The sequence below is a fragment of the Yoonia sp. MH D7 genome, from assembly GCF_054439475.1.
This window is the reverse complement of sequence record NZ_JBTJCF010000001.1, coordinates 806,763-819,646: the sequence shown is the minus strand read 5'-3', so window position 1 is coordinate 819,646 and position 12,884 is coordinate 806,763. Positions and strand designations below refer to the sequence as shown.

Annotated in this window: 11 protein-coding genes; 2 read left to right on the top strand and 9 right to left on the bottom strand. The window is 56.2% G+C overall.

The annotated features are described in order from the left end of the window. Window positions 1-7: 7 nt before the first annotated feature. From secF to yajC, 3 genes are read right to left on the bottom strand one after another with little or no spacing between them, the layout of a single operon-like run. Window positions 8-976, bottom strand: coding sequence for a protein translocase subunit SecF (gene secF / locus ACXLHR_RS04010; protein WP_458790246.1), 969 nt, complete (start codon window positions 974-976; stop codon window positions 8-10). 3 nt (window positions 977-979) lie between these two features. Further along, window positions 980-2,611, bottom strand: a complete 1,632-nt coding sequence (gene secD, locus ACXLHR_RS04005; protein ID WP_458790245.1) for a protein translocase subunit SecD — start codon at window positions 2,609-2,611, stop codon at window positions 980-982. A gap of 33 nt (window positions 2,612-2,644) precedes the next feature. Continuing rightward, entirely contained in the window at window positions 2,645-2,929 is a 285-nt protein-coding gene (gene yajC / locus ACXLHR_RS04000) for a preprotein translocase subunit YajC (RefSeq protein WP_458790244.1), read from the bottom strand. 176 nt (window positions 2,930-3,105) lie between these two features. On the opposite strand from yajC, the gene serS reads away from it, so the two are divergent. Further along, complete coding sequence (gene serS / locus ACXLHR_RS03995; protein WP_458790243.1) at window positions 3,106-4,398, top strand: serine--tRNA ligase; 1,293 nt, start codon at window positions 3,106-3,108, stop codon at window positions 4,396-4,398. A 50-nt stretch (window positions 4,399-4,448) separates the two neighbouring features. On the opposite strand, the gene der is transcribed toward serS, so the two are convergent. From der to ACXLHR_RS03970, 5 genes are all read right to left on the bottom strand, one after another. Further along, the gene (gene der / locus ACXLHR_RS03990; RefSeq protein WP_458790242.1) at window positions 4,449-5,924 is read right to left on the bottom strand and encodes a ribosome biogenesis GTPase Der; all 1,476 of its coding nucleotides are present in this window, start codon (window positions 5,922-5,924) and stop codon (window positions 4,449-4,451) included. A 48-nt stretch (window positions 5,925-5,972) separates the two neighbouring features. Continuing rightward, entirely contained in the window at window positions 5,973-7,271 is a 1,299-nt protein-coding gene (locus ACXLHR_RS03985; RefSeq protein WP_458790241.1) for a PQQ-binding-like beta-propeller repeat protein, read from the bottom strand. A gap of 17 nt (window positions 7,272-7,288) precedes the next feature. Beyond that, window positions 7,289-7,945: a hypothetical protein gene (locus ACXLHR_RS03980; protein WP_458790240.1), complete on the bottom strand. Its 657-nt coding sequence runs from the start codon at window positions 7,943-7,945 to the stop codon at window positions 7,289-7,291. Between the two features lie 489 nt (window positions 7,946-8,434). Beyond that, window positions 8,435-10,261, bottom strand: coding sequence for an ABCB family ABC transporter ATP-binding protein/permease (locus tag ACXLHR_RS03975; RefSeq protein WP_458790239.1), 1,827 nt, complete (start codon window positions 10,259-10,261; stop codon window positions 8,435-8,437). Window positions 10,262-10,326: 65 nt separating this feature from the next. Then, window positions 10,327-11,334, bottom strand: a complete 1,008-nt coding sequence (locus tag ACXLHR_RS03970; RefSeq protein WP_458790238.1) for a LysM peptidoglycan-binding domain-containing protein — start codon at window positions 11,332-11,334, stop codon at window positions 10,327-10,329. A 95-nt stretch (window positions 11,335-11,429) separates the two neighbouring features. Here ACXLHR_RS03970 and ACXLHR_RS03965 point away from each other — a divergent pair, with 95 nt between their 5' ends. Beyond that, the gene (locus tag ACXLHR_RS03965; RefSeq protein ID WP_458790237.1) at window positions 11,430-11,987 is read left to right on the top strand and encodes an LOG family protein; all 558 of its coding nucleotides are present in this window, start codon (window positions 11,430-11,432) and stop codon (window positions 11,985-11,987) included. On the opposite strand, the gene rarD is transcribed toward ACXLHR_RS03965, so the two are convergent. Next, a complete protein-coding gene (gene rarD, locus ACXLHR_RS03960; protein WP_458790236.1) occupies window positions 11,930-12,838 on the bottom strand; it encodes an EamA family transporter RarD in 909 nt (302 codons plus the stop codon). The genes ACXLHR_RS03965 and rarD overlap by 58 nt on opposite strands. Window positions 12,839-12,884: the final 46 nt, after the last annotated feature.

Below are 12,884 nucleotides of genomic sequence, written 5' to 3'. Positions count from 1 at the left end.
CGTTCATTTACGCGTCGATATTGCCAAACTGGTTGCCGGTGGTTGTGGGTGTGTTGGTCCAGTCGCGTTTCACGCCAAGCATCAGCACGATATTTTTCGCAATGTAGATCGACGAATAAGTCCCCACGATGATGCCCCAAGAGATCGCGAAGACAAACCCCCGGATCACGTCACCACCCAGCACCAACAGCGCAATGAGCGCCAGAAGTGTGGTGCCTGACGTCATCATCGTGCGCGACAGGGTCTCGTTTGTGGACAGGTTCAACACGTCGATCAAGGGCAGTTTTTTATACTTGCGCAGGTTTTCGCGGGCACGGTCAAAGACCACAACCGTGTCATTGATCGAATAGCCAACAATCGTCAGCAGCGCAGCAATGATGGCGAGGTCAAACTTGATTTGCAGCAACGCAAACATGCCGATTGTCAGAATGAGATCATGCGCCAGCGCGACAACGCCACCAACCGCAAACTGCCATTCGAACCGCAGCCAGATATAGATCACGATAGCGGTCAATGCGCCGATCACGGACATGACTGCGGTCTTGATCAACTCACCTGACACCTTTGGCCCAACGCTTTCTACGGATGGGAACGTGATCGACGGGTCAACCGCTTGCAGCGCCGCCTCTACGTCAAGGATGGTTTGTGCGCCGACGCTTTCGTCGCCTTCCTGTGCTTGAATGCGAACCATAGCGACGTGCTGGTTGTCGTCGAAGGTCGGATCAAACACTTCAGTGATACTGACATCGCCCAAGTTCAGCTCGGATATCGCAGCACGGTAGTCGCCGACATCGACTGCCAGTTCGGACTGTGTACGGATCGTTGTGCCGCCCTTAAAGTCGATACCAAAGTTCAGCCCGTTGATAAAGAACACAACCACCGAGGCAATCATCAGAATAACCGAGGCGCCAAACGTCAGCTTGGCGTTTTTGAAGAAGTTGATTTTGGTATCATCCGGAACAAGACGTAGACGCATAGCTTAAACCTCGATTTTCTTGGGACGCTTGCGCGCGAACCAGATTACAATAAGCGAACGGGTCACAAAGATCGCGGTGAACACTGACGTCATAATCCCCAGCCCCAGCGTAATCGCAAAGCCGCGCACAGGGCCAGAGCCAAGCGCGAACAGGATCGCTGCGGTGATGAATGTGGTGATGTTACTGTCGAGGATGGCGGAAAGTGCACGCTCGTAGCCCAGCTCAATTGCACGCGCAGGGCCTTTGGCGGTTTTGAGCTCTTCGCGTATGCGCTCGAACACCAGCACGTTTGCATCCACCGCCATACCAACGGTCAGAACGATCCCCGCGATGCCCGGCAGTGTGAGCGTGCCACCGATCAACGAAAGGACACCAAAGATCATGAACAGGTTGATCATCAAAGCGATTGAAGCAAAAAAGCCGAATAGCCCGTAGGTTGCCAGCATAAAGAACACGACCAATGCGCCGCCGACCATGGCCGCAAGTTTGCCCGCGTCGATACTGTCTTGGCCGAGTTCCGGCCCGATAGTGCGCTCTTCCAAGAACGTCAGGCCCGCAGGCAAGGCCCCTGCACGCAATAGCACAGCAAGGTTGGTCGATTCCTCGACCGAGAAGTTGCCTGTGATAATACCAGAGCCGCCGGGGATATGGCTTTGGATTGTGGGCGCGGAAATCACTTCGTTATCCAGCACAATCGCAAAAGGTGCGCCGATATTCTCGGCGGTATATTCGCCAAACTTGCGCGCGCCTGTCGGGTTGAACCGGAAATTCACCGCAGGGCGGCCGTTTTGGTCAAACGCGGGCTGTGCGTCAGTCAGTTCTTCGCCGGACACAACGGGGCTGCGTTCAAGAATGTACAAAACGCCCACCTCATCTAGCGAGGGCACAAGCATATTTCCCGATCCGGCAGCGGCACCTGGATCTGTGGTGCGACCGACGACCGGCTGAAATGTCAGCTGCGCGGTGGTGCCGATAATGTCTTTGACCTCTTGCGCGGAGCCAACACCCGGCACTTGCACCAGAATACGGTCGGTGCCCTGACGCTGGATTGTCGGTTCACGCGTGCCGACTTCGTCGATACGGCGGCGGATAATCTCCAGCGATTGCTGCATGGTGCGGTCATCAACCGCGGCCTTTTCCACATCGGTCAGTTCAATCGTCATGACCTGACCGTTCAGGGCGATTTTAATGTCGTTTTGACCTGCACCCGCGAGTGACGCCACAGGGGTCGCCAATCCGCGCACAAGTGTCATGGCACGATCCGCACCCGCTGCCTCAGAGAATCGGACCCGCAGAATATCCGCGGGACTGTCTTCACGTGTCACAAAGCCGATCAAATCGCGCTCTGCTGCCAAGGTATCTCGCACTGTGGGCCACAGCGCGTTCATCACCGTGGCGTAAACTTCGTCCACTTTCACTTCGGCCAGCAAATGTGCGCCACCGCGCAGATCAAGGCCAAGGTTCACAAGGTTAGACGGCAGAAACGAAGGCCACGTTGTGTCCTCTGCTCCTGCCGAGATTGCGTCATTATGAGCTTCCACGCGGGAATAAAATCCGTTGGGAAGCGCCAGCAAAAAGCCAACCGTGCAGACGAGCCAGATCAGCGTTTGCTTGAATCGAGAGATATGTAACATAAATGACGCCCTGTCGTGGTGTTCGGTGTGAAATTAAGCCTTGGCTGGCTCTGTTTTGTTCACAACAGTCGCGATTGTCGACCGGATGACACGCACGTTCACGCCTGCGGCAATTTCAACTTCGATTTCGTTGCTGTCGTCTTTGACCTTGGTCACTTTGCCCATGATGCCGCCTTGTGTGATGATCTGGTCACCACGGCGCAGCGCCTGCACCATTACCTGATGTTGCTTCAGCTTCTTTTGCTGTGGGCGGATAAGTAGAAAATACATGATACCAAAAATCAGAATCAGCGGGACGAATTGTTGAATGCCTTGCATAAAGGGCCTCCGTTAAGTGCGTAATAATCGCTCGGGATGAGCGCCAAAGTCGCGGCACATTATGACTGCACCCCATGAATGGCAACACGATACCCCCTATTTCAGAGGTTCACAGCCGCCTTAGTTTACGGCATATGGGGGCCAGTTATGAATTTGCCAACCAAAGGACCAATCTTATGCATGATATTCGCATGATCCGTGACAACCCTGCCGCTTTTGATGCGGCCTTGTCTCGCCGTGGGGTTGCGCCGGTGTCGGCGCAAATTCTTGCGTTGGATGAGGGGCGTCGCGCCAAGATTTTGGCCGCAGAAACGGCTCAAGCTGATGCCAATGCGGCGTCAAAGCAGGTTGGTGCGGCCAAGGCGTCAGGTAACGAAGCGGAATTCGAACGGCTGCGCGCGCTGGTTGCGACGAAAAAGGCCGAGATTGCCGCCCTCAATGACGAGGCTAAAGAGGCTGACGCGACGCTGAACACGCTGATGCTAACGATCCCGAACCTGCCTTATGACGATGTGCCGGATGGTGCAGATGAGGCGGATAACGTCGAGATGAAAACCCACGGCGTCTTGCCTGAATTTGCGTTCAAGCCTGTTGAGCATTTTGAAATTGGCGCGGTTGTGCCTGGGATGGACTTTGAAACCGGCGCGAAACTGTCGGGTAGCCGCTTTGTTTTGTTGTCGGGTGCTGTGGCGCGTGTGCACCGCGCGCTGGCGCAATTCATGCTCGATACCCATGTTGAGGAAAACGACCTGATCGAGGCGAATACGCCCGTAATGGTGCGTGAAGAGATGATGTATGGCACGGGCCAGTTGCCAAAGTTTGGCGAGGATAGCTATCAGACTACAAACGGCTGGTGGTTGATCCCGACTGCCGAAGTGACGCTGACCAATATCGTGAACAACGCGACTGTGGACGAAGCCGCCCTGCCCCGTCGTTTTGCGGCGCATACGCTTTGCTTCCGTTCCGAGGCTGGGTCTGCGGGCCGTGATACCTCTGGCATGTTGCGCCAACACCAGTTTGAAAAGGTCGAGATGGTCACGATTTGCCATCCTGACACGTCGGACGCCGAACATCTTCGTATGACGGCCTGTGCCGAGGGGATTTTGGAAAAACTGGGCTTGCCGTATCGCACAGTGATTCTTTGCACAGGTGATATGGGTGCAGGCGCGCGCCGCACCCATGATATCGAAGTTTGGTTGCCGGGCCAGAATGCTTACCGCGAAATCTCGTCGATTTCGACCTGTGGCGATTATCAAGCCCGCCGCATGAACGCGCGGTTCAAACCCACCGAAGGCGGCAAGCCTGCCTATGTGCATACGCTGAATGGCTCTGGCTTGGCAGTTGGGCGTTGCCTGATTGCAGTGCTGGAGAACGGCCAGCAAGAGGATGGGTCGGTTGTATTGCCAAAGGTGCTGCATCCGTACTTGCGCGGCAAAACCATGATCGGCGTGGACGGTCAATTAATCTGATTAAAAAAGGTCCGGGCGCAATTCGCGTCCAGACCTATTCAAGAAATCGTTTAGAAGTTTTCGCCAGTCGGCTTTTTGATGTGCTTGGACAGGCGACCTGTCTGCTTTTTCTTCTTGTCTTTATACGGGTTCTTGTCGCTTTGATCGCGCAGTGTCAGGCGGATCGGCGTCCCGGGCATGTCGAAATCGGCGCGCAAGCCGTTCACCAGATAGCGGGTATAGCTGGCAGGCACGAGGTCGGGGAACGACGTCATGACAATGAAACCCGGAGGCCGTGTTTTCACCTGCGTCGCGTAACGCATTTTGATGCGTCGACCACCCGGTGCGGGGGGCGGATGCTGTTCCAACATGCCCGTCAGCCAGCGGTTCAGTTGCGCGGTGGTGATGCGGCGGTTCCACACCTCATGGGCGCGCATGATCGCCTCTTGCAGGCGGTCCAAACCTTTGCCTGTCTTCGCAGAGACAGTCACCAAAGGCGCGCCCTTGAGCTGTGGCAAAAGGCGTGCGAACTCTTCTTTCAGCTCTTTTAGCTTGTCTTGCTTATCGGTCTCGATATCCCATTTATTCACCGCAATCACCACGGCGCGACCTTCGCGTTCAGCCAGATCGGCGAGGCGCAGGTCTTGCTGTTCAAACGGGATTTCGACGTCGAGCAGGATGACCACGACTTCGGCAAATTTCACGGCGCGTAGACCGTCAGAGACCGACAGCTTTTCGAGCTTCTCGTGGATCTTCGCCTTGCGGCGCATCCCGGCCGTGTCAAAGATCCGCATCGGCACTGGCACACCGTCGGGGCCTGCCCAGTCCTTTTGCACCGAAATCGCGTCGCGTGTGATGCCCGCTTCAGGTCCTGTCAGCAGACGTTCTTCGCCGATGATTTTATTGATCAGCGTCGATTTGCCTGCGTTGGGGCGACCACAGACCGCAATCTGCAACGGTTTATCTTTGGTGGGAATGCGCGGCGCGTCTTCATCGTCTTCGCCCACGTCCACATCGACCTCGGGCGCGTCAGCCTTGGCACGTTCGTCAAAGGCATCGGCCAGCGGCATCAGAATGTGATACAACTCGTCCATGCCCTCGCCGTGTTCGGCGGAAAGCCGCACAGGCTCGCCCAAGCCCAGCGAAAACGCTTCGAGATAGCCGACTTCGCCTGCCTTGCCTTCGGATTTATTCGCGGCAAGAATCACATTGGCGTTTTTCTTGCGCAAAATATCGGCAAAAACCTGATCGGTTGGCGTCACACCAACACGAGCATCAATCATAAACAGACAGACATCGGCCATTTCCACGGCACGTTCGGTCAGGCGGCGCATCCGGCCCTGAAGGCTGTCGTCCATCGCATCTTCCAGCCCTGCACTGTCAATCACGGTAAAACGCAGGTCACCAAGGCGGGCCGCGCCTTCGCGCAGATCACGGGTTACACCGGGCTGGTCATCGACCAACGCCAGCTTCTTGCCAACCAGACGGTTAAACAGCGTGGATTTGCCAACATTGGGACGGCCCACAACAGCGAGGGTAAAAGACATGTTTCAGGCTCCTGAATATTCAATCGCAGCCGTTACACCACTTTGCACCTAACGGAAAGCCAGCAGTTGGCCTTCTTTCGAGATGACGTAGAGTGTGCCGTTTGCAACAACCGGATTTGTAGCCGCACCGCCCGCTATCGGAACGCTACCGACAAGCGCGCCAGAGGCAGGATCGTATTGCAACAGATTACCCAAGGATGAGGCCACAATCAAACGCCCGCCTGCAAGAATCGGACCGTAGCTCGCAGCTTGCGCGCGGCCTCTGCCATCAGCTTGGGTTGAGGGCAGATCAACGCGCCAGATCGGATCGCCGGTAGCCGCATCAAGACGGACCAGCTGGTTCACGTCATTGACCAGAAACACCGCATTGCCCGCAGGCCAGACAGGGCTCATTGCACCTTCACGCGCCGTCCAGATTCGTTCGCCATTGGCCAGATCAAGTGCTGCGAGTTGTCCGCCAAAGTTGCCAACATAAGCCCGATTACCCGATATCACCGGATCGCCCGAGATATCGGTGATCAATGTCGAGGCCCTGCCATTGCGCGCGCCGGATACAACCGTTGACCAGCGCTGCGTGCCGCCCTGCGGGAATGTTGCGATGACCTCGCCTGACGGGAACGGGAACAAGGCGATGTCGCCGTTCACAGCCGCCCCTGCTCCGCCGCCGAAATTACCGACCGACGGGGTGCCCGAAATCTGCCACTGGGTCCGGCCCGTGTTCACATCCAACGCCCAAGCCGCACTATTGCGCGCCACGACATAGACCAGATCGCCCAATACAGTCGGCGCAGAGGTTCCCGGAGCGTCAAGGTCTTGTGTCCATATCTCGCGGCCTGATGCCGCATCAAGGGCCGTCAATTCGCCAAAGCCCGTGGTCACAAACACACGGCCACCCGCCACGGACACACCGCCACCAGAGGCATCGCCTGCACGATCACGGCCCGGCCTTACGTCAACCGCCCAAAGTGCAGCGCCGCTCGTCGACGTCGCAGTAACCCGCGCGCCTGAATCCAGCGTATAAATCACTCCAGCCGCCACAACAGGCTCCGAGGTAATCCGCGAACGGCGCGTGTCGCCCTGCCCGATATCAATCGACATCACTTGGGTCAGGTTTGCGCCTAGCGCAGGATGGCTGATCTGGTGATCCGGTCCGCCATTGCGGTGGGTCCAATCGGCATTGGTGCGCGCAGCCGCCAAATTCACCGGCCCCGTCTGGTTTACAAACGCTGTCACACCCTCGCGGATATTGGAACGCTCGCCCGTCAGGATCACGTCTTTTTCACCGCAGCTAGCGGTCAGTGCCACCAGCAGGCCTGCAAAAATTGCTGTCTTGGCTGTCACGATCATCATCCTCTTAAACCGGCTTATTCAGCAACGGGCAATTCGACGGTGCCGCCGAGTGCTATAATGAGTGTTTGGGCCCGCTCACGCAAGCCCCGCGTCGCCCCCGCGTCGTCGACAATTGCACGCATTGTGGCAATTGCGGCGTCAACTTCGCCCGCTTCGACCTCGATCAATCCCAGCTGTTCGCGGGCCAATAGCGAAAATGGCAAACCGGGTGAGGCCAAAGTTTCGAGTGTTGATTTGCGCGCAGCGGCATCGGCGTTAGGCAACATCGCGGCCTTAAAAGCCGCCAGATCGCGGTAAATTTCCGGCACGTCGGTGTTCACGGCCAAGCCCTGCAAGGTTTCCAGTGCGCCCCCCACGTCTTCTGCGTCCATCTGTGCGCCCGCTGTCAAAAGCGCCGTCACTGCCACAGCAGAGCCGTCGGCCGAAACCCCGGCCAAGGCCTGCGCGCGCAAAGTCGCATCATCTTGCGCCATTGCCAGCAGAATACCATCACCCGCCGCCTGCGCTGCGGTTTGGGCCTGCGCTTTGCTATACTCGTTGTACGCAGCACCGCCGACAATCACGACCACTGCCGTCACAGCAATCCAGCCATATCGGCGGATGTAGCGGTATAGCGCGTCGCGGCGCACTTCATCAGTGACTTCGTCAATAAAGCTGTCTGTATCGCTCACGGTCAGGCCCCTATCAATGCGGCGTATGCCGCTTGGTGTTGCAGGTTCATATCGCGAAGCTGTCCCGATTGCCAAGACCTAGTGGCACAACTTGCAGTCATCAGCGCACTACATACCAAACCGGCCCTTGTGTTATCATCGCTCAAAACGCCAAACCGACCACGTCGCACCGCCTATCTTGGCCCATCATAGCCCTGTCTGTATGGCGATTATCCCGCATATCTCTGCCGCTCTGATCAACATTTATATAATTCTGGAATTCGAGCCAATAGAGTGTCGGGTTTTGCTGTGGAAAACGGCGCAACTCCGATCTCACGGGCACCAGACGCAAACACGTCCGGTCACGTAACCGATTTAGAAAATGCGTAAGCCGTAGCGTGATGAACTACGTAAATCTCTCCAGCATAGCGATCAACGCCAACAAACGAATCTCGGCGTTGACCTCAACCGCAGACGAGGTCGCACTTGCCGCCAGATAGATGACCTTTTTTACGCAGGGGCCTCTTCCTCCTCGGACTGGCGGTTCCAAAGATGGGCATAACGACCTTCAGCCGCCAGCAAGGCATCATGATTGCCTTGCTCGATAATCTTGCCTTCCTCTAGCACCAAAATCACATCCGCATCGGCAATCGTCGACAGGCGGTGCGCAATGGTGATAACCGTGCGGCCCTGTGCCAGACCGCGCAATTCAGCCTGAATCTCCATCTCGGTTTGTGTGTCCAATGCCGACGTCGCCTCGTCCAACAACAAAATCGGCGGGTTTTTGAGCAGGGTCCGCGCGATGCCCACCCGCTGTTTTTCCCCGCCCGACAGCTTCAGGCCCCGCTCACCCACGGTTGTCGCATAGCCATCCGGAAGGCTTACAATAAAATCGTGGATTTTTACAGCCTTTGCAGCGGCGATGATCTCGCTTTCGTCTGCACTCGGGCGGCCGTATGCAATGTTATAATGCACGGTGTCGTTAAACAGCACAGTGTCCTGCGGCACGACACCAATAAGGGCGTGCAGGCTCTCTTGGGTCACATCGCGCACGTCTTGCCCGTCAATCCGCAGCGCACCATTTTGCACATCATAAAACCGGAACAACAAACGGCCAATGGTGGACTTTCCCGACCCCGACGAGCCGACAATCGCCACTGTCTGTCCGGGCTTGGCGGTAAAGCTGACCCCTTTTAATATCTCGCGCTTGGGGTCGTAACCAAAATGTACATCGTCCAAAACGATTTCACCGCCTTGCACTTTTAGAACCTCTGCATCGGGTTTATCCAGAACCTCGGCCGGATGACCTAACAAATCGAACATTTCACCCATGTCAATCAGAGCCTGCCTGATTTCGCGGTAAACTGTACCCAAAAAGTTAAGAGGCATCGTCAACTGGATCATATAAGCGTTCACCAGCACAAAATCACCAACCGTCAACGCGCCGTTCTCGACACCAATCGCGGCCATCACCATGACACCGGCCAGCCCCAATGTAATCAACAACGCCTGACCGAAATTCAAAAACGCCAGCGTGTAATTGGTCTTGATCGCCGCCACCATATAGCTGCCCATCGCCTTGTCGTAACGGTCGGCTTCCCACTTTTCAGCGCCAAAGTATTTGACGGTTTCAAAGTTCAGCATACTGTCGACCGCCTTTTGGTTGGCATCGGTATCCTGCGCGTTCATCTCGCGGCGAATACGCACACGCCACTCGGTCACAGCAAAGGTAAACCAGACATAAAGGCCAATCGTCACCGCCACGACAACCAGATACCAAACATCAAATTCGACAAACAAAATACCCATGATCAGCAGCAATTGTAAAATTAACGGCCCCACGGAAAACAGCAAAAACCGCAGCAAAAACTCGACGCCTTTTACACCGCGCTCAATGATCCGGCTTAGCCCGCCTGTTTTGCGCGTAATGTGATAACGCATGGAAAGGCGGTGAATATGCGTAAATGTCTCTAGCGCCAGCGCACGCAACGCGCCCTGCCCGACCTTGGCGAAAATCACGTCGCGTAGCTGTTGCAAACCCACCGCCATGATCCGCGTAAAGCCGTAAGCAACCACAAGCCCCACAGCGCCAAGGCCCAGATAGGTCGCCGCTGTTGGCTCTTCCGGGGCCAATGCATCCACTGCCTGACTGAAAAACAACGGCGTAACGACCGCGATGATTTGTGACAGGATCAACGCCAACATCGACGTCACAACACGGATTTTCACACCCGTGTCACCCGCAGGCCAAAGATATGGCATCACACGGCGGATAACGTTCAACCCCTGCACACGGGTGTCAGTCGGGTTTGTGTCGGTTTGGGCTAGGTGGCGCATGGGTCTCTCCGGATTTCAGATCTGCACATAACCAATTGCGCAACCAAAAGGCCAGAGCCGGCCGACTATTCACCACTCGAAGGTATCCGAAAAACCTGTCCGGGGTAAATCAGATCAGGATCACGTATCCGGTCACGGTTCGCCTCGAATACTTTTACATATAAAATGCCGTCACCAAAACGCTCTTGCGCAATCGCCCAAAGGGTCGTTCCGGGCTGCACTGTGGTCATGGCAACCTGGAATTCGTCAGCCTCGGTCTGCACTGCCAAGGCCTGTGCCACCACGGCTGGGTCTTCACGCAGGAACGGCGTCTCTATCCGCGAGACGACCGCGCCCGCATCATCCACTTCGTCGATGCGCAGCGTATAAACGCCCTTGTCCACTTCGGGCAATGCAACCCGCCAATCACCACCCAACGTCACAGACGACGCAGTAACCGGTTGATTATCAATGTAAACCTGCACCTGCCCTGCGCCCGAGGCACGGCCCGCAATTTGCACCGTACCACCGGGAACATACGTGATACTATCAAGCGCCACCGTGGACAGAACATCCGGGGATGCGTCACTGACGATTGGCTGCACGACACGCACACCTTCGGTAGAGGCCACAATTACAGCAGGCGCAGATCCGGTCTGCACAGCAACAGCAACAGGACGCGGAAGCGGCGCAATCAGATAGGTCTCTTCGGACGGAACCGCGCCGCTCTGCGCATCCACCCGCAACGACACAGCGCGCGACGCATCCGCATAGCCTAGCTGCGCAAAAGCCACAAAACTGCCCGATGCATCCGCGTCAGCCTGATCAATCTGCACCCCGTTCAACAAAATATCCACAACCGCAAAGGGTTCAGCCCGCCCTGCCATCACCGTGGTGCCATCAGGCTCAACCCGGAACGTATCCAGCGCCGGGGCAACAGGGTTCGCAAGGGGCTGTGCACTGGGTAACACCTGCGTCACAGGCGCAGAGAGTATCGGCGCAGGTGCAGGCCCGATCAATGCCACAAGCCCCACCGCAATCAATACGGCGGCCGTGGCTCCCAATCCGAGTTGCATCCTGTTCGAAAGCGTCATGTTGTGATCTTTCCCAAGCGCCCGCAAAGTGCGGTTGAGCAAGCATAACAACAGCGCTATGCAGGGTCAAAGGCTCAATTTCAAAGGCAAATCCAATGGTATCAACACTCAAATCTGTCTGCGTTTACTGCGGGTCACGCGATGGCAACCGCGCCTCTTACGCAACTGCCGCTACTGACACCGGCGCGATGTTGGCGCGCAACGGATGGCGACTGGTTTACGGCGCTGGGGATGTCGGTCTGATGGGGCGCGTGGCAAAAGCGGCGCAAGCGGCGGGTGGGATAACGTTTGGCGTGATTCCCGTGCATTTGCTGGACCGCGAGGTCGGTAAACGTGATCTGGACACGTTTATTATCACCGAGACCATGCACGAGCGGAAAAAAGTCATGTTCATGAACGCCGATGCCGTGGTCATGTTGCCCGGCGGTGCAGGCTCGCTTGATGAATTGTTCGAAGCGCTAACATGGCGACAACTTGGCCTCCATAACAAACCGATTTTTGTCCTGAATACACAAGGGTTTTGGGACCCGCTCTTGGCGCTGATCGACCATTTCATCGCGGAAGGATTTGCAGATCCCAGCCTACGCGACTTTATTCAGCCGATACCTGACATCGCAACCTTGGAAGATGCCTTGGCCGCCGCCCTGTCCTGACGCCACAATGATATTGAGTAAATAATCAAGCCAAGCCAAATCAGCGCGAACGCCATTTGGTGCCACAATGTCACGACTTCACCAAAGACCAGAACCGCACAGCCAAATTGCAAGGTCGGGTTGAGGTATTGCACCAATCCAACAGTCGCCATACGGGCACGACGGGCTGCATAGCTGAACAAAATCAACGGGGTGGCAGTCAATGGACCAGACAAGGCCAACAGTGCGTGAGTGCCGACGTCATTGGCCCCGCCCACGCTTGTTCCCATCACCGCGATCCATGCAATCGCCAGCGGGGCCAGCAACAAAACTTCGGATGTGACTGACACGACAGGCCCCAATGGCAGTTGCTTTTTGATCATGCCGTATGCGCCAAAAGTGCCCGCAAGCAAGAATGCGATCCATGGCGCCCCACCCAGACCAAAAGTCAAAATCGCCACGCCAGCCGCCGCAATGCAAATTGCAACCCACTGTGCGATGCCCAATTTCTCGTTGAAAATCAACCTGCCAATCACCACAGCGACCAATGGGAAAATATAAAACCCCAATGACGCTTCAAGCCCCTGCCCATTAGAAATCGCGTGAATGAACCCGAACCAATTGCCCGCAATCACCGCCGCCGCAATAAAAATGATTACCACCTGACGCGGCTGGGATAGAGCGGTGCACACCTCGGACAGTCGCCTCTGCACGGTCAGAATAAGCGCGAAAAATACCAGCGACCACAGGCTACGATAACACAGGATCTCTACTGCAGGCACATGTTTCAACTGCGCATAATACAGCGGCGAAAGCCCCCAGACCACGCAGGCCGTCATCATCGCCAATACACCTTTAGAACCTTGTGTCATCGGATTTACCTCTTTGGGCCATTGGCAATCATCGCCCGCAAAGTGA

What these genes read in the sequence shown, in the direction of transcription:
- secF (WP_458790246.1), bottom strand. Translation starts at nt 976, where the DNA reads ATGCGTCTACGTCTTGTTCCGGATGATACCAAAATCAACTTCTTCAAA.
- secD (WP_458790245.1), bottom strand. Translation starts at nt 2,611, where the DNA reads ATGTTACATATCTCTCGATTCAAGCAAACGCTGATCTGGCTCGTCTGC.
- yajC (WP_458790244.1), bottom strand. Translation starts at nt 2,929, where the DNA reads ATGCAAGGCATTCAACAATTCGTCCCGCTGATTCTGATTTTTGGTATC.
- serS (WP_458790243.1), top strand. Translation starts at nt 3,106, where the DNA reads ATGCATGATATTCGCATGATCCGTGACAACCCTGCCGCTTTTGATGCG.
- der (WP_458790242.1), bottom strand. Translation starts at nt 5,924, where the DNA reads ATGTCTTTTACCCTCGCTGTTGTGGGCCGTCCCAATGTTGGCAAATCC.
- ACXLHR_RS03985 (WP_458790241.1), bottom strand. Translation starts at nt 7,271, where the DNA reads ATGATCGTGACAGCCAAGACAGCAATTTTTGCAGGCCTGCTGGTGGCA.
- ACXLHR_RS03975 (WP_458790239.1), bottom strand. Translation starts at nt 10,261, where the DNA reads ATGCGCCACCTAGCCCAAACCGACACAAACCCGACTGACACCCGTGTG.
- ACXLHR_RS03970 (WP_458790238.1), bottom strand. Translation starts at nt 11,334, where the DNA reads ATGACGCTTTCGAACAGGATGCAACTCGGATTGGGAGCCACGGCCGCC.
- ACXLHR_RS03965 (WP_458790237.1), top strand. Translation starts at nt 11,430, where the DNA reads ATGGTATCAACACTCAAATCTGTCTGCGTTTACTGCGGGTCACGCGAT.
- rarD (WP_458790236.1), bottom strand. Translation starts at nt 12,838, where the DNA reads ATGACACAAGGTTCTAAAGGTGTATTGGCGATGATGACGGCCTGCGTG.